This is a genomic window from Pseudomonas sp. BT76 TE3572 (assembly GCF_050435365.1).
In the GTDB taxonomy this organism is placed as follows: domain Bacteria; phylum Pseudomonadota; class Gammaproteobacteria; order Pseudomonadales; family Pseudomonadaceae; genus Aquipseudomonas; species Aquipseudomonas fluorescens_W.
This window is the reverse complement of sequence record NZ_JBNDKE010000001.1, coordinates 1,966,064-1,981,993: the sequence shown is the minus strand read 5'-3', so window position 1 is coordinate 1,981,993 and position 15,930 is coordinate 1,966,064. Positions and strand designations below refer to the sequence as shown.

Sequence of the window (15,930 nt, the reverse complement as noted above, 5' to 3'; positions counted from 1 at the left end):
GCAACATAGCTGTATTTGAAATATAAATCGTAAATTCCTGCTCGATTAATCACGTATAAAACTATGTTCGATGCTCTGCTGCTCAAGACATTTGTCACCGTCGTCGACGAAGACGGCTTCAGCCGTGCCGCCCAGAAGCTGCACCTGACTCAGTCGGCGGTCAGTGGCCATGTGCGGCGATTGGAAGAACAGATTGGTAAACCCCTGCTGACGCGCACCACCCGTTCCCAGCAACTGACGGCCGATGGCGAGCGCCTGGTCTCCTATGCGCGCACGATCCTCGCGCTCAACCGTGATGCCTGGGCAGACCTGACACGCACGCCGTTTCACGGGCGACTGCGGATCGGCGTGTCCGAAGATTTTGTCGAGTCTCGATTACTGCGCACCGTTCAGGATTTCGCAGCGCAGTACCCCGGGATGGAGATCGAGGTGCAGGTGAACATTCCCGGTACGTTGCTGGCGCTGATGAAGCAAGGGCACCTGGAAGTGGTCATCGGTTCGCTGTGCGAAACCAGCGAAGCGGGGCTGTTGCTATGGCAAGAACCGCTGGTGTGGGCCTGGTCCGCGCAACCCGTCGCCCGGTTACCCACGCCGTTGCCGCTGGCCCTATTCCCCGAGCCGTGCCCTTATCGCGAGGCCGCGCTGACAAGGCTGGCCCAGGCGGGGATCGCCCAACGCACGGCGATGTTATGCAGCAGCACCGCCGGGTTACGGGCGGCGGCGCTGGCAGGCTTCGCGGTAGCGCCCATGCCACTCAGTCAGTTGGGGCAAGGATTGGCGGTTGTTGGGGTAGAGCATGGGTTGCCGGATTTGCCGGATGCGCAATGTCGGCTGTTTACATCGCCTGACGCGGATCGGGGGATTGTGGCTGCGGTTATTCAGGTTATTTTGGAGTATTGCTCTACGCGGAGGGCTTGATTGTCATTTCAAGGGCTTGCTTGAGCGTCTCGGGTAGCGGTTATTATTGCGCTCCGTTAAACAGGATTGCTCAGGCACGAGCATTCCGTTCGCTAAATCAAGGATGTGATTCCAGTGGGCAAAGAAATTATCTTAATGCGTCATGGTCAGCCGAATCTGGCTACCTTCGACAAGGTTTCAGCACTTGGTATGAAACGCTGGATTGAGCAATACGACTTATCCGAAATTGCGAACCAGCCTGCCCCTAAAGCGAGTTTGGAACTGGCCGCTACCGCCAAAGTAATTGTCTCAAGCAGCGCGCCTCGTGCGCTCACCTCTATCCGGGCCTTGGGCCTTCAACCCACCCTCGTGGATGAGATTTTTTGCGAGGCACAGTTACCCTATGGACGATGGGCACTGCCGCGACTTTCACCCTTCACGTGGGCATTTATTCTTCGTATTTTATGGTTGTGCGGTTTCTCCGGGAATGTTGAGTCTGCCCGCAAGGCGAGGGTACGGGCCATTGAGGCAGCACAACGACTTCAGTCCCTTAGCGGTGAAGGCTCAGTTCTTCTGCTCGGTCATGGATTCATGAACCGAATGATCGCAAAGCAGCTGGAAGCTGCTGGATGGACTCGCCACACAAGTACCGGCAATCGATACTGGAGCGCTGCGACCTACCGAACGAGTCATAGTTGAGGCATATATTTTGATTAGCCAAATGACGGATATTGCCTGGCGCGTATTCGCCAGACGCTGACAGTCCGGTGGATGCTGGCGCAGCTCATTGTTTGCGGACACAAAAAAACGGGCGCCTTCACGGCGCCCGTTTTCGTTTATTCCGTTACTTGAGCCCGCAAGCGCCGGCCGATTACATCCATCAAGTCACAGCCATCGCGTAATGGAATTACCAGCAGTTTGGAAAAGTCCGAAAGCACTACCGTGTCGCAACCGAGTTCGGCGCGGTGGGCGATGTTTTCCAGCACCTGCGTGACCGTGCGGATGCGGTAATCGGCCATGGCTTGCAGGACGTCGAGTGGGGCTTGGGTGTCGATTAGCAGGGAAGCCGGGATCAGGTCGATTCCGGTGAGGGGCATGTATCTTTCCATAGGTAAAACTCCGAATCAGATTTATGAGGACTCATCCGATCTGCAGGTCGCCAAACCTGGTCGCTGGGTGGGCGACGAGGTGAACTATAGATTTGACCACCAAAGCGAAAGTAGATGGATGCTTCTGAAATTGGCGTAGGAAATAGCTGAGAGATTGCCCCAGCTTGATTGTTATCTTTAATAATCAAGCTGGGATGAACTTTTGTGCTGATATCCATCAGCAACGAAGCTTTAATTCGGCTCTATAAAGTCTGTTGGGCTACCTGATGTGGGAGGTGCGGTGTTGTAAATAAACTGGTTGGTGGGCATGTACTCTCTGCGCTCCATCACGTTGACTTTTTTAACTGATTTGTGGTGTTTTAGGAACTTGTAGATTAGGTATTTAGAAACTTTATCTTCATGTGTGGATAGTATGATCTGTTTGTGCCCGAATTCATTTCTCAGTAGTTCAACAAGAGAAGACATGTTTATATCGTCCATAGTTTGGACGGGGTCATCAATTAAAATCGGTGAAAAATTCTTTGCGTAAACTTTATTCAATGCTAGGGTTAGTGCGATTACAACTGCCGAGATCTGGCCCGAACTCATGGTGTTCATGATGTCGTGATCACTATCCCAATTTGAAACTAATCTCACGTTTTTTAGCTCCTCACCACCAGTAGGGTCTTTGATCAAGATTCCTTGTCCGAGACCAGCTTGATGTGTTTGGAGTATTTTTCCGGAGTATATATAGAATGGGATTTCAATATCGGTGATAAGGCGTTTTCGATACTGTCTGATTTGCGTGCGTACTGACTGAATGATTTCGGATAATTCGTCTTTAATGGTTTTTAGTCTTTCCTGCTTTTCTTCAAGTGCGTTGAGATCCATGATTATGGTGTGAATTGATCTAAAGAATTGTGCCTTTAGATAACTTATTTTTTTCTCCAGCGCCTCTTCGGAGATCGAACCGGTCAAAGCGGGGTTGTTGTTGAAGTAATCGCGGTAAACCAAGTCGAATATATTACCAAGATTTGCTTCGTGGTATTTTTCATCGGTGATATTTGCAGTGTTTCGAATCCGACCTGATAGGGTGTTCACGCGTTCGTTAATTTCGCTTTCATTACGTGAGGCAGGTAGCTTTATTTCAAGTAGATCTAAGTGTTCTATTCCCTCATTTATTAGCCAGTTATGGAGCCCTATGATTCGCTCCTTTATATTCAATGCATTAGAAAGTTCAATGATTTCATCGTCGGATGGTGTGCTATGAATGCTAATAAAGGCAGTAATTTTTTCTTGAAGAGGAGTGAGTTTGCTGGCGACAAACTCATCTCTAAGCCTTACGGTTTTTTGCTCTTGATCACCAAGTAAAGTGCGCAATAGTTGCCCATGGGCGGCCACGTTAACAATTAGGGAGTCATGATCTTCGTAGTGTTGTCCACAAAGGGGGCAATTATCTTCATTGTTTAACTGAGAAAGATGCTGGCTTAAAGTGTCTCGCTCTTTAATCAATGCGACGTAAAGCTTATTGATTCCATCGCTTTTCTGTTCTTCGGAAATCAACTCTGCTAACGCTTCATGGAAAAGCTGAAATTCGTGTGAGTCTATTACTTCGAATGCGTACTGTAGTTCTATAAATTCAGATAGCTGGGTAAGTTTTTTGTCGTTAACAATGGCGAGGAGTTTTGTTAGTGTTTTTATTTTGTAATGCAGGTCTATATATATTTCTTGTTTGTTTAGCGCGTTATAAAATTTTATGTAGTGTTTTATCACATCTTTTTCTTGTGCGCTTCGTGCGTATTTACGCTCTTTTAAGTATTGATCTTTAAATAGTAAGAATGAGGATATTTGCGATAGGGTTTCTAGCGCTGTATTGAGTTTTTCTTGCGATAGAGCTTCGGATATGGGAATGTCCCATTCGGGTGATTTGGCTGTAATAGACAGCCAAGGAAGTAAATATTCATGGTCGATTTGAATTTGAGAGGTGAGCTCGGAGACGTTTGTAATGTCGTGGGTTTGTTTTAGTGTGGATATTTCTCGAAATGAATCTAACTTCATTGAGTCCACTTTCTTTTGAATTGTTAATAGCTTCGTAAGCTTTTCCTCAGCTCCTTTGGTGTCTCCAAAAAGTTTGGATAGTTCTTCTGCTCGCTGTATCTCATTTTTTGATTTTAAGAAGCGAGCTGTTTCTTCTTGTTGTATGTAGTGGAATAAATGAAAGTCCCGAGTAAAGTTTTCATTTTGAAAATAAGTATTTAGTGTGGGTTGAGTAATGCCGATCCATTCATCGCCTTTTTTTACAAAGATATCCCATAGTTCCTGGAATTTTGATATTTTTTTAGCTTCTTTGGGTAGTGGGTTTTTTAGCTTTCGAATGATGGTTGTTGCTGATTCTCCTTCGATTTCAATAATTACTTCAACGTCTTTTGCGTTGTTGTATGCAACAACGATGTCAGTGGGGGTTTGTCTGCTTTCTAAAGTTATAAGCCTAGATATATTTCCTGTGAGTGCTAACTCTATTGCGTCAAATATGGAGGTTTTTCCGTAACCATTTGGGCCGTCCATTAAAATTAGTTGAGCGTCGCCAAAATTTATGGTGTATGGCTCGGCACCGAAAAGTTTGAAATTCTTTACGGTTATTTTTTTTAGTATTGTCATTTTTTTGTCCTAGAGGTTAAGAATTAAAGCTTCGATTTCTTTGTCGGATGCGTTTAAATCGATGTCTAGGCTTTTTAGATATAGTGCTTGCTGTTCTTTAGTTAGCTCTTTTTCAATGTCTCCATCTAAGTCGTGCAGGCTTTTTTTTGCTGGTGTATATGTTATGAACGGAATCTTCGCGACGATCTTAAGTATTAGGGAGTAGTAGCTATTTATGTTGCTGCTTTTTTCTTTGAATGAACGAAATAGATTCCCTGATTCCCCGTTGATAATGTTGTTTATCTGCTCGTTCGTTAGATTTAACTCTTGCGTATTTATTATCTCATTTAAGCTCGTGATTTCGCCGTTGGTATAGGTGATGATATTTTTCTTGAAGTTATAAGGGTCCTCTTCTATTGAAAGTATAAGTTTGTTTGAGGTTTTTGATTTCTCGCAGCAAATGATTAATGTGCAGTTTTTTATGAAGTAACTTTCTATGTTGTCTAACGTGCGAAGCTTTTCGAACAAGAGATCGCTCAACTCATCAAAAATAAAATGTGTCGCGGCCTCCGACTGTTCTAGACTTTCTATAATTGCGAAATATTCTTGTTTTTCTAACTCTGGAAGAGGCTTGAATATAGAAAGTTTGTAGTTGTCGATATTTAGATTTGTCGGTACTTCGGCAAATTTATGGTTGATGAAAATGTTTCGCAAGATCTCGCTAAGCATTAAGTTCTACCTTGGCTTGGCTTGTTGGGATTAATCGAAGATTGCTTAGTATCTCTTCTCTTCTTTCTCTTGTATCAGCCCCTACGGCTGTTGGAGCCAATATGTGTGTGGTAGTTTGTGTTGGAAGTTTTTCAATAAGCTTTCCATCATAAATCAAAGTATTAATCTCAAATAACGCCTCGATCATGTTTGGGTTGTCAATTATCCCTCTAGCGATTTTTGCAGGGAAATGATCTGCGTTGATCGTTGTGGGAAGATACTGATCTCCAGGTCGTAGAGGAGTTTGGTAAACGAGTCGCGATGTGCTGGAACTATGAATGGTTTTATTGAAATCTATTTCATGAAATATTTTCATCAATACGAACAATACGCTATCCATATTGACGTTTAGGGCGGTTGTTAAATTATTTGATATGTCAAAGCTTTGGTGAGGGCAGAAGCATTTATAATGCTCCCAAAGAACTTCGGGAGATAATATTGAAAGCAAAGAACTTATAGATCGTAGGTTGCAGCTTACCCCCTCATCTAATAACGGTTGCTTGTAGAGTTCTGGGTAGCTCATAAACTCATCAAACTTTTCTAGAAATTGATTTTTGAATTGAAAAGCTAAATATTGAGAGCTTACATCTTCGAAGTCGTTTTCAATGATTTCTATTAATTTGGTGAAAGGTATAGATAGAATATCTTTTTCTTTCTTTGTTAAGTGGCGCTCGGTAATGTGTTTGTCAATCGTTCCAAGAAAGTAATTAAAGGCGTTATTGATTTGCTTCTCGCTGTTTACAACTGATTTTTTAAGAAATGCTTTAGATAGTTCTGTTTTCAGTTTGGTGTTTATTTCTTCGAGCTCGCAATATTCATTTCCATCAGGGTATGTGAAGTTGTTAAGTCTAGATAGTGCAGTGTCTTTATATGTGCAAATATCACAGAGGAAGTTTTCTATTTTGTCAGGTAATATACCCGGAAACGCTAAGCGTAATATTGCAGTTTTTTTTCTCGGGTTTTTTGAGTTGCCCAACACGTTTCCAATAACTGTTTTGCTTTTGTCCGCAGCGTACCTGTATTCGGTTACTACGTTAGCTATATCGTCTGCTATAGACTCAGTTAATGTTTTTGTTGGATTCGGGTTTATTTTTTTCCAAGTGTGAATGTAGCCTTTGGCATTTTGTTCTTTTTTAAGTTCTATTGCTATTCCAAAAAGAGCGTTCTGGTAGCTGCTAAAGCTCGAGTCTTGAAGAGCCTTTACTTGGTGCAGAGAAATTGTTTTTTTGGTTGCTAGAATTTCAAAGTCTTCGGTGTTTTCAAGGACCAATTCATAAGGTGTAAAGTCAAATTTTACGTTGGTGCTTAGTTTTTCATTTATTACGCTAAGCGCATAGTAGATCGCTACTTTTCCTTGGTAGTTAAAGCCGCTCCAAGAGGGCGAGGCGTCATGAGCCATGTCAAAGTCCCTTTCTCATCTGTAGAACTGGCAAGCGTACAAGGACACATGCCTACGTTTTGTGAGGGTATCAAATGGCCATCGATCTCACCTTACGTTTTTTTTCTGCCATAGAGCACTCAAAAATTGAGCATACTCAGTTGCATTTAAAGGATCTGAGCTTTGGGACAGCATCGTCTCCACGGAGTAAAAACTAGGCAGCTCCAGTACGGATCTCAATTTCGGTCCTCTGTTTTTGTGCTTTAACGTGTGTTCGCATCTCAGGTATCTGCGAGAGAGTCAAAATCCGCTACTTTTTCGTAGCTGCGATTTTTTTTCATGAATAGATTTCTTTTTACTAAATGGCGATTCGAGAGCCCCTCACCCATGCAAACCCCCTCAACCCAACCCCCTCTCTGGAAAACCTACCTCCTTTTCCTGGCCCCCATGGTCCTCTCCAATTTCCTCCAATCCATGTCGGGCACCATCAACAGCATCTACATCGGCCAAATGCTCGGCACCCAAGCCCTGGCTGCCGTGTCCGGCATGTTCCCCATCGTCTTCTTCTTCATCGCCCTGGTCATCGGCCTCGGCGCTGGCGCTGGTGTGCTCATTGGCCAAGCCTGGGGCGCGCGTGAGCCGCATCTGGTGAAGACCATCGCCGGTACAACCTTGCTGTTAGGCGCAATGATCGGCCTGACAGCAGCCGTACTCGGCAGCGTTTTCGCAAGGCCAGCCCTGGAGGGCTTGGGCACGCCGGCCGACGTTATCGACGACGCCGTGTCCTATGCCCACGTGATGATGTGGATCATGCCGTCGCTGCTGGTCTACGTGCTCTTCACTCAACTCCTGCGCGGGGTGAGCGATACGGTGTCGCCGTTGATTGCGTTGGTGGTGTCGACCTGTATCGGGTTGGCGCTGACGCCGGCGTTGATTCGGGGTTGGTTCGGGTTGCCGATGATGGGGATTCAGAGTGCGGCGTATGCGGGGTTGGCGGGTAACTTGTCGGCGATGGGGTGGCTGGCGTGGCGGTTGATTCGCAAGGGGCATCCGTTGGCGCCGGATCGGGAGATGTTTGCGGCGATGCGGCTGGACCTGGTGATTCTCGGCAAGGTGTTGCGCATCGGGTTGCCGACCGGGTTGCAGATGGTGGTGTTGTCGGTGTCGGAGTTGGTGATTCTGGCGCTGGTGAATCAGCACGGTTCGCAGGCGACGGCGGCGTATGGCGCGGTGACGCAGATCGTCAATTACGTGCAGTTCCCGGCGCTGTCGATTGCGATCACGGCGTCGATCCTCGGCGCTCAGGCGATTGGGGCAGGGCGCCTTGAGCGCATGGGGCCGATTCTGCGCACGGGGTTGTTGATCAATGTGTGCCTGACCGGTGGCTTGGTGGTGTTGGGTTATCTGTTGTCGCACTGGTTGTTGGGGTTGTTCCTCACGGATGATTCCACCCGGGCGAAGGCGGAGCATCTGTTGCACATCATGCTGTGGAGTCTGTTGGTGTTCGGCTTCCAGGCGATTGTCGGCGGCATCATGCGCGCCAGTGGCTCCGTGCTGGTGCCGATGGCGATTTCGATTGTGTGTGTGGTCGGGGTGCAGTTGCCGGTGGCGTATGTGCTGGACGGGCACTTCGGGTTGCAGGGTGTGTGGATGGCGTTTCCGGTGGCGTATCTGGGGATGCTGGTGTTGCAGACGGCGTATTACAAAATGGTCTGGCAGCATCAGAAGATTGAGCGGTTGGTGTAGGGGGTGAAGCAGGTGTAAACCTATTCCAGGACTAGATAGGACGCCCCCGCTAGACCACTGCGCCAAACAAATGCCCCACCAGCGCCGTAATACCCATGGCCAGAGCTCCCCAGAATGTCACCCGCCAGGCGCCGGTTATGACATTGGCTCCGCCTGTCTTGGCGGCAATGGCGCCCAATGACCCTAAAAACACCAGCGACATGGCCGATATCCAGGGCCCGACGCTGTGCTGCGGCGCGAAAAAAGTCACGGCCAGAGGCAACGCGGCACCCACTACGAAACTGGCGGCGGAGGCCAGGGCGGCCTGCAAGGGTTTGGCGGTGAGGGTGGCGCTGATGCCCAGCTCGTCCCGGGCGTGAGAGCCCAATGCGTCATGGGCCATCAATTGATCGGCCACTTGATGCGCCAGTTCCGGTGATACGCCGCGATGCATGTAGATGTTGGCGAGCTCGATGTGTTCGGCTTTCGGGTCGCTCGCCAGTTCTGCCCGTTCGCGGGACAGATCGGCTCGCTCGGTATCGGCCTGGGAGTGCACGGAAATGTACTCGCCTGCGGCCATGGACATGGCGCCGGCCATCAGCCCCGCCATTCCGGTGACCAGCAACGTAGCGTGGCTGGCGTTGGCGGCCGCGACGCCGATCAGCAGACTGGCGGTAGAGACAATCCCATCGTTGGCGCCCAGGACGGCGGCGCGCAGCCAGCCGATACGATCGCTTCGGTGTGCCTCGGTGTGCCTGTGCATGAATTTCATTGTTTAACGGGACTCACTGTCATTAGGCGGTTCCAGTCGGACGGGCTCCGAGTGGTCCGGCAATCGGCGTCAACGGGTTTCAATCTGCGCCTGCAACTGGCCGCCGACAATGGATATTTCTTTGAACTGTTCACCCTCGCGCAGCACGAACAACGCGTCCATCCCGCGTTCCTGAGCCAGGCGTGGGCCCTCGGTTTCGCCCAGAACCATCAGCGCCGTGGCCCAGGCATCGGCGAGCATGCACGAGGCCGCCACCACGGTGACGGCGGCGAGCGGGTTGCACAGCGGTGCGCCGGTGGCCGGGTTCATGGTATGAGCATAGGATTGACCGGCCACGTCGACCCAGTGTCGATAGTCCCCGGAGGTTGCGATTGCGGCATCGCTAAGTTCCATCACTCCCATGACTTCACGCACGCCCCGGTTGGGCTTTTCCAGGGCCACGGCCCAGCACTGGCCGTCAGGTTTGACGCCCAGGGCGCGCATCTCGCCATCGATGCCGACCAGGTAGCGGGTAATGCCCAAACCCTCCAGGCAACGAGCCAGTTCATCAACGCCAAAACCTTTGGCGATGCCACTCAAATCAAGGTTCAGCGGCACGCGCTTGCGCACCTGATTGCGTTGCGGCTCAACCACCAACGCGGCGCTGGCTAACAGCCGGGCGCGGGGCGCAATCGTGCCAATCGCCTGCTCTGTGATCGTCTGCTCCCCGGGACCGAAGCCCCAGGCGTTAACCAGGTCACCGACAGCGATGTCGAAAGCGCCGCCGGATTGCTGACTGACGCGCAATGCAGCAGACAGCACCGTCGCCAGTTCCTTGGGCACGGACACCCATTCGTGCTCGGGGGCGGCGTTGAGGCGATTGAGGTCCGAGTCGGGTTTCCAGGTGGACATTTGCTGGTCCACCCGGGCCACGGCGCGCGCCAGGTGATGACTAACTTCGTCGGTATCGATCCCGGCCCCGGCATAAAACAGGGCGGTGTAGCGGGTGCCCATGGTTTCGCCGTTCAGGCTATAACGCTGCAACTCAGTAGACGTCTTCACGGTAGCGTCCTTGTGCCTTGAGGGTCAGCACACTCAGGTTGAGAGGCGCCAACACTTCATCGAGGGCTTGCATCACGCCTTTGGCCATTTCGCGGCTGCCACACACCAGCACCTGGGCACCTTTTTCAATCAGTCGGCGCAAGGCCAGGGCATCGCTGATCAGCCGGTCTTGCACGTAGCTGCGGTCCTGTACCTGAGAGAAGGCGGCGCGCAGTGCCGTGAGGCGTCGGTCCGACAAGTATTGGTTGAGCTCCGGTTCATAGAGGAAATCCGAGGCCGGGTTGCGCCCGCCCCAATACAAGTGCATCGGGTGTCGAGCCTTGTTGTTGCGGATAAAACCAGCCAGAGGACCGATACCGGTACCGGCGCCGATCAGGATCACCGGGTGCGTGCCCGATGCCGGACGAAATTGCGGGTTGGGCTGGATAAAAGCTTCGATTTGCGCGCCGATGTTCAGGCCATGAAGGAGTTCCGAGCACATGCCACCGCTGTGTTTACGCACACAGATCTCCAGCTCGCCGTCCTGCGAACCGCTGGCCAGCGAGTAGAAACGTGGGATCGGACTGCCCGGGGGCAGAATCCCGACCAGGTCACCGGCCAGAAAGCCCGGCAGCTCGTTGGGTGCTTTGAAGCGCAGCACATGGGTCGGCGCATTCACCTGTTCGCCATAGGTAATGCGCTCTGTCAGCTGCAATTGATGCGTACGCGGCTGCTGCGGGGTGTGAACCAACGTCAGGTCCTGCCCCAACACTTCGCCCAACGCGAGGCCCCAGCGCGCAAACTCCTGAGAGGATTGGCGGTTGACGGTTTCCAGCTCCAGCAATGGCGAGCCACCGGCCTGCAGCATCGCGTCCTGCACCTGATGGGCGTACTGACAGAATTGCGCAAACTGGCGGTCGCCCAGGCCCAGCACAGCAAAGGGCAGGCCGGGTTTGAGGCCGGTGTTGGCCAGCCGCGCCAGGAACTGCGAAGCCGAGACCGGTGCATCGCCGTCACCGTGGGTCGCGGTGAGGATGAACACCCGTTGGGCATTGCGGTAATCGCCGACCCATTCATTCATCGCCGCGCTATGCACCTGATGGCCACTCTGGTGCAAGGCGTCGTGCAAGGTTCTGGCAAAGCCCCAGGTGCTGTTGTTTTCACTGCCCACCAGAATCACGCTGTCGGCGGAGTGGGCAGGGCTGTTGTGGCGGATGTTCGGGCCAGCCTTGCGGCGGCGCCACCACAACAGGATGCCGGTCACGCTCATCAGCGGCACGCAGAGGGCGCAGAGCCCAAGCGGCAGGCCCAGCCACCAGAGGCCTTCGCCGGTGTGCAGCTGATAGATCCATTCGTAGAGGTTGTGCATCGAGTCGTGGGCTTGATAGGACAACAAGGCGCCGCTGGCCTGATCCACGTAGCCGTCGCCCTGGGCCGTGCGCAGGGAAAACACATCGCGCGGGTTGCCGGGGCTTGGGTAGACCAGTTCGCGCAAGTCGTTCAGGTCGGTGGCCTGCAAGGCTTGCAGGTTCGCCACCGGCAAGGCCGGGCCGACGCTGATGTGGGCGGGGAAGGCGGGTTCACGTTGACTGCCGTCGGCGATAAAACCAAAGGTGGTGGCGGACATGTAGAGCCCGCTCAATGCCGACAGCAGCAGCCCGAGCAATGCCAGTCGCCCGACTTCAGCATGCCAGCGCTGGCTGAAGGTGCCCCGCAGTGGCCGCAGCAGGTTGCGCCAGCCACCCAGGCGCCGGGCCAGCAATAGCGCACCGGACACCGACAGCATCAGCATGAACAGCGCGCCGACACCCGAAACTCCATGGCCCGGCGTGCCAAGGAACAGCGATCGGTGCAGGTCTTTCACCCAGCGCGAGAGCGCGGATGGCTCGTAAGGGGCGAGGCCTTGGCCGGTCAATGGGTCGACCTTTTCCGCCCCGGCCTGGCCGTTCTGGTTGTAGTAGACGATCACCGTGCCGGACGCTGAGCGCTGGATCTGCTCCACGCCCGGAAAGTGGCTGGTAACGCGCCCGGCCAGTTGGCCGACGTTGAGTTGTCCGGCAGGAGTGGACGTGCTGTGCAGGCGTTCCAGCGCCGGGTCGACAGACAGGATCGCGCCGCTGATGGCCAACAACATGACCAACAGGGCGGCGATCAGGCCAGGAAGGGAATGGAACTGACGAAGCATGTTCAGCCTCCAGAGATGGCGGGTGCTACAGATCGTAAGTAAAGGAGTCGACGTAGGCACTGCCGGTCGCCGGCTTGCCTGCGCCCTTGGCCGTCAGGGGCACGCTGACATCGCCGCGGGCGTCACGTTTGTCCTCGACGGCGCTGTCGATGCGGATCTGATACCCGGCATCAATCAGGGTGTCTGCCAGTTCGACGCTGACTTTGAGCGTGCGCCCACTGCCGACACTGGCGCCGCTAACCCCATCGAATTCGCTCGGGTTCATCCCGCTGCCACGGGCCCAGTCGCCCAGGTGCTTGTAATATTTGGCCTTCTTGCCGGCCACCCAGAGGGTTTTCTGGTATTGGCCATTTGCGTCGGTGACGTAGATCGCCAGGTAGGCATCATTGCCGCTGTAGTCCTTGAGCTGTGTGGTCAAGGTCACTTCACGGGCCTGGGCCAGCCCCGGCAGGGCAATGGCGCCAACGAGGCAGGTTGCTGCGATGATCTTTTTCATGGCGGTGTCCTTTTGATCGTTAGGTCGAGAGCCTGGACCTGCTTGCTGACAGCAACCTGAAACGCAGGAAAAACTCATCGACAGGTGAGGCGTCATTCGGTGAGCGGGCTGCCGAGGTAGTCCCTGGCATCGCCGTCATCCCGGAAATGGATCTCGAGTGTGTGCAGGCGCAGCGATGCCGGTGAATAGCTGGCTTCGATGGCATTGCCTTTGCGGTCCAACCCCTTGAGCTCGTAACAACCGTCGTCGACCTTGATGCGCTGCACGCTCCAGCCGTACTGCCGCTCGACCTGCTGACGCAAGGTTTCGCGCGGTTGCCAGTCGCTCACCGGGTCGCTGCAGTCGTCATCGGCCAGGGCGTAACCGCTGAGCAGCAGGCTCAACAGCGCGGCATTGGCAATAAAACCTGATTTCATGATCTGTCTCCTGCCGAGGTCGGCGTCTGTGGCATACCCTAAGGTGCATTCCTGACAACCAGCTGAATCTTCAGATTCACGTCAGGTAAGGCGTTTAAGGTGCTGCACGACAACCATCGCAGGAGGTGCCAGATGCGGGTTTTATTGGTCGAGGACGCACCAGGTTTGGGGGAGGCGGTGCGCGAGCAGATCGCCGATGACGGTCACGCAGTCGATTGGGTGCAGCGCCTGGACCATGCGCGCAACAGCGTGCGCACCACGCCTTACGACCTGATCCTGCTGGACCTGATGCTCCCGGACGGTCGCGGGCTGGATTTTTTGCGTCAGCAACGCTCGGCAGGGGACGTGACCCCGGTGATTATCCTGACCGCCCAGGATCAGATTTCCGATCGTATCGCTGGCCTCAACGCGGGCGCCGACGACTACCTGGTCAAACCGTTCGACCTGTTTGAGCTCTCGGCCCGTGTGGCGGCGGTGGCCCGGCGTTATAGCGGCAACCCCAATCCGCAGATCAAACTCGGTGATTTGCAGGTCGACATGAGTGCCCGTACGGTGCAGCGGGGCGGTGCGACGGTAGACCTCACGGCGCGGGAATGGGCGCTGTTCGAGGCGTTTGTGCAGCGCCCCAGCGCGCTGCTGTCCAAGTCGCAGCTAGAAGAACGGCTGTATGCCTTCGGCGCCGAAATCGAGAGCAATACCATCGAGGTCTATATCAGCCGTCTGCGTAAAAAGCTCGGGCGCGACCTGATTGAAACCGTGCGGGGCATGGGCTATCGGTTGATGTCCGCATGAAGCCGTCATCAAGCCTGCAAAAACGTCTCGGCCTGGGATTGACGTTGGGCACGACCTTACTTTGGCTGGCGGCGACCGTCGGCGCTTGGCTGGTGGTGCAACATGAATTGAACGAGGCGTTCGACAGCGCGCTGGAAGAGACCGCGCAGCGCATCCTGCCCCTGGCCGTGCTGGAAATCAGCAACCGGGAAAACCCCAGTGAGGCACAACATGTCGCCACCCTGAAAATGCACAAGGAATACCTGACGTATCTGGTGCGCGATGCCAAGGGCGAGATCCTGATGCAGTCCCACGACGCCAACCCGAAGATCTTCAATCAACAACCGGCCGAAGGCTTTTCAACCACTCAAAAATACCGTCTGTATGGCGCCAGTGCGCTGCGCGAGACGGTATTCATCGAAATCGCCGAACCTCTGGAACATCGCCGTGAAGCCGCGCGGGAAGCGTTGCTTGCCTTGTTGTTGCCGTTATTGGCGCTGATTCCCATCAGCCTGTTTGGCACCTGGATGTTTGTGCGCATCAGCCTGCGCAGTGTATTGGCGTATCGTCGTGCTGTGGAAGCTCGCGGCGTGGGTGATCTGTCGCCGATCCACGTGGCGCGACTGCCGGCGGAAATCGCCCCGTTGGCCGAGGCGGTCAATCATCTGCTGGAGCGCTTGCGCAAGGCCTTGGAGACCGAGCGCAGCTTTACTGCCAACAGCGCCCATGAACTGCGCACGCCGCTGGCCGCGACCCTGGCGCAGATCCAGCGTTTGCGTCACGAAGCGCCCGAAGGCCCGTTGCGGTTACGGGCGGCTAAAATCGAAAATTCATTGCGCGAACTGACGCGGCTCTCGGAAAAACTCATGCAGCTGGCCAAGGCCGAGGGGGGGGGGCTGTTGTCCGAAACGCCCCAGGACCTCATTCCGTTGCTGGCTCATGGGGTCGATGAGTGGAACCACAGCAGTGGGCACCGGATCGAGTTGCACCTGCCAACCCAGACGAGCGTGTACTCGACGATTGATCCGGACGCCTTCGCCATCCTGTTGCGCAACCTGATCGAGAACGCGCTCAAGTATGGCGCCGCGGATCAACCGGTCGAAGTCAGTCTTACCGACCAGGCGCTGCTGCGTGTGGTCAATGGTGGCCCGCCGGTGCCCGAGCTGGTGTTGCAGCGGCTCACCGAGCGCTTTGTGCGGGGCAACAGTGAAACCAGTGGTTCAGGGTTGGGGTTGGCGATTGCCCAAACCATTGTGCAGGGCGTCAACGCGAAAATACGGTTGGTATCGCCGGCGACAGGTCGGACGGATGGATTCGAAGTCTGCGTCTGGTTTGCGCTCGCGTCGACGGTCGAAGGCTGAGGGCGGTGCCGGACAGTGACATTAACGTGCTGTCCGGACCCTCGATAAAGTCAGTGGGCTTTTTATGCGAAAGGTATGACTATTAGTTGGCGTGTCAGTCATGAATGAGAGTGGATCGCTATTGCACTTGTTGTGAGCATCGTCACAACTCATGGATCCAATAAGCACTGTTTTATGCTTATGTTATTCACCAGGCTAGTTACCATGGGCGTTTCGGAGAAGTGCACGAGTTACTGTGGTGCGAAGGTCTTTCACATAACCACCGTTTGTCGGTAGTTTGCTCAAAAAATGAACATTCCGGGATCCCCGGCCTCTGATCCTGCAGCACGTCACCCAAGACCTGCTCCTGCAGCCGCAGAAAAGAAGTGGACAATTAACCTCATGTGCATTGAATGCTAATGGGGATTTTTTTATCT

Annotated in this window: 14 protein-coding genes; 5 read left to right on the top strand and 9 right to left on the bottom strand. The window is 53.4% G+C overall.

What is annotated here, in order from left to right:
* Positions 1–63 precede the first annotated feature (63 nt).
* Positions 64–918, top strand: a complete 855-nt coding sequence (locus tag ABH912_RS09000) for a LysR substrate-binding domain-containing protein (protein ID WP_429510436.1) — start codon at positions 64–66, stop codon at positions 916–918.
* A 135-nt stretch (positions 919–1,053) separates the two neighbouring features.
* Positions 1,054–1,596, top strand: a complete 543-nt coding sequence (locus tag ABH912_RS08995; protein WP_429513076.1) for a histidine phosphatase family protein — start codon at positions 1,054–1,056, stop codon at positions 1,594–1,596.
* 137 nt (positions 1,597–1,733) lie between these two features.
* On the opposite strand, the gene ABH912_RS08990 is transcribed toward ABH912_RS08995, so the two are convergent.
* From ABH912_RS08990 to ABH912_RS08975, 4 genes are all read right to left on the bottom strand, one after another.
* Positions 1,734–2,006, bottom strand: a complete 273-nt coding sequence (locus ABH912_RS08990; RefSeq protein ID WP_429510435.1) for a hypothetical protein — start codon at positions 2,004–2,006, stop codon at positions 1,734–1,736.
* A 231-nt stretch (positions 2,007–2,237) separates the two neighbouring features.
* A complete protein-coding gene (locus ABH912_RS08985) occupies positions 2,238–4,643 on the bottom strand; it encodes an AAA family ATPase (protein WP_429510434.1) in 2,406 nt (801 codons plus the stop codon).
* 9 nt (positions 4,644–4,652) lie between these two features.
* Positions 4,653–5,351, bottom strand: coding sequence for an ABC-three component system middle component 1 (locus tag ABH912_RS08980; protein ID WP_429510433.1), 699 nt, complete (start codon positions 5,349–5,351; stop codon positions 4,653–4,655).
* Entirely contained in the window at positions 5,344–6,789 is a 1,446-nt protein-coding gene (locus ABH912_RS08975) for an ABC-three component system protein (protein WP_429510432.1), read from the bottom strand. The genes ABH912_RS08980 and ABH912_RS08975 overlap by 8 nt, the downstream gene beginning before the upstream one ends.
* Positions 6,790–7,155: 366 nt before the next feature.
* Between ABH912_RS08975 and ABH912_RS08970 the strand changes: the two genes are divergently transcribed.
* On the top strand, positions 7,156–8,514 hold the full coding sequence (locus tag ABH912_RS08970) for an MATE family efflux transporter (RefSeq protein WP_429510431.1): 1,359 nt from the start codon (positions 7,156–7,158) through the stop codon (positions 8,512–8,514).
* Between the two features lie 49 nt (positions 8,515–8,563).
* On the opposite strand, the gene ABH912_RS08965 is transcribed toward ABH912_RS08970, so the two are convergent.
* The 5 genes from ABH912_RS08965 to ABH912_RS08945 all read right to left on the bottom strand — a co-directional run bounded on the left by ABH912_RS08965 (position 8,564) and on the right by ABH912_RS08945 (position 13,382).
* Positions 8,564–9,265 carry a VIT1/CCC1 transporter family protein gene (locus tag ABH912_RS08965; RefSeq protein ID WP_429510430.1) on the bottom strand — a complete coding sequence of 234 codons (702 nt, stop codon included), beginning with the start codon at positions 9,263–9,265 and terminating at the stop codon, positions 8,564–8,566.
* A 69-nt stretch (positions 9,266–9,334) separates the two neighbouring features.
* On the bottom strand, positions 9,335–10,306 hold the full coding sequence (locus tag ABH912_RS08960; protein ID WP_429510429.1) for an FAD:protein FMN transferase: 972 nt from the start codon (positions 10,304–10,306) through the stop codon (positions 9,335–9,337).
* On the bottom strand, positions 10,290–12,470 hold the full coding sequence (locus tag ABH912_RS08955; RefSeq protein ID WP_429510428.1) for a PepSY domain-containing protein: 2,181 nt from the start codon (positions 12,468–12,470) through the stop codon (positions 10,290–10,292). Before ABH912_RS08955 ends, ABH912_RS08960 begins: the two co-directional genes overlap by 17 nt.
* Positions 12,471–12,495: 25 nt before the next feature.
* On the bottom strand, positions 12,496–12,966 hold the full coding sequence (locus ABH912_RS08950; RefSeq protein WP_429510427.1) for a DUF2271 domain-containing protein: 471 nt from the start codon (positions 12,964–12,966) through the stop codon (positions 12,496–12,498).
* A 92-nt stretch (positions 12,967–13,058) separates the two neighbouring features.
* Positions 13,059–13,382, bottom strand: a complete 324-nt coding sequence (locus tag ABH912_RS08945; protein WP_033060166.1) for a PepSY domain-containing protein — start codon at positions 13,380–13,382, stop codon at positions 13,059–13,061.
* A 132-nt stretch (positions 13,383–13,514) separates the two neighbouring features.
* Between ABH912_RS08945 and ABH912_RS08940 the strand changes: the two genes are divergently transcribed.
* The gene (locus ABH912_RS08940) at positions 13,515–14,174 is read left to right on the top strand and encodes a response regulator transcription factor (protein ID WP_033060168.1); all 660 of its coding nucleotides are present in this window, start codon (positions 13,515–13,517) and stop codon (positions 14,172–14,174) included.
* Positions 14,171–15,514 (top strand): sensor histidine kinase, encoded by a 1,344-nt coding sequence (locus ABH912_RS08935; protein WP_429510426.1) that lies wholly within the window; start codon positions 14,171–14,173, stop codon positions 15,512–15,514. The genes ABH912_RS08940 and ABH912_RS08935 overlap by 4 nt, the downstream gene beginning before the upstream one ends.
* Positions 15,515–15,930: the final 416 nt, after the last annotated feature.

Excerpts from the sequence above, each read along its gene's own strand:
- ABH912_RS09000 (WP_429510436.1), top strand. The coding sequence starts at position 64 with ATGTTCGATGCTCTGCTGCTCAAGACATTTGTCACCGTCGTCGACGAA.
- ABH912_RS08995 (WP_429513076.1), top strand. The coding sequence starts at position 1,054 with ATGCGTCATGGTCAGCCGAATCTGGCTACCTTCGACAAGGTTTCAGCA.
- ABH912_RS08990 (WP_429510435.1), bottom strand. The coding sequence starts at position 2,006 with ATGGAAAGATACATGCCCCTCACCGGAATCGACCTGATCCCGGCTTCC.
- ABH912_RS08985 (WP_429510434.1), bottom strand. The coding sequence starts at position 4,643 with ATGACAATACTAAAAAAAATAACCGTAAAGAATTTCAAACTTTTCGGT.
- ABH912_RS08980 (WP_429510433.1), bottom strand. The coding sequence starts at position 5,351 with ATGCTTAGCGAGATCTTGCGAAACATTTTCATCAACCATAAATTTGCC.
- ABH912_RS08975 (WP_429510432.1), bottom strand. The coding sequence starts at position 6,789 with ATGGCTCATGACGCCTCGCCCTCTTGGAGCGGCTTTAACTACCAAGGA.
- ABH912_RS08970 (WP_429510431.1), top strand. The coding sequence starts at position 7,156 with ATGCAAACCCCCTCAACCCAACCCCCTCTCTGGAAAACCTACCTCCTT.
- ABH912_RS08965 (WP_429510430.1), bottom strand. The coding sequence starts at position 9,265 with ATGAAATTCATGCACAGGCACACCGAGGCACACCGAAGCGATCGTATC.
- ABH912_RS08955 (WP_429510428.1), bottom strand. The coding sequence starts at position 12,470 with ATGCTTCGTCAGTTCCATTCCCTTCCTGGCCTGATCGCCGCCCTGTTG.
- ABH912_RS08950 (WP_429510427.1), bottom strand. The coding sequence starts at position 12,966 with ATGAAAAAGATCATCGCAGCAACCTGCCTCGTTGGCGCCATTGCCCTG.
- ABH912_RS08945 (WP_033060166.1), bottom strand. The coding sequence starts at position 13,382 with ATGAAATCAGGTTTTATTGCCAATGCCGCGCTGTTGAGCCTGCTGCTC.
- ABH912_RS08940 (WP_033060168.1), top strand. The coding sequence starts at position 13,515 with ATGCGGGTTTTATTGGTCGAGGACGCACCAGGTTTGGGGGAGGCGGTG.
- ABH912_RS08935 (WP_429510426.1), top strand. The coding sequence starts at position 14,171 with ATGAAGCCGTCATCAAGCCTGCAAAAACGTCTCGGCCTGGGATTGACG.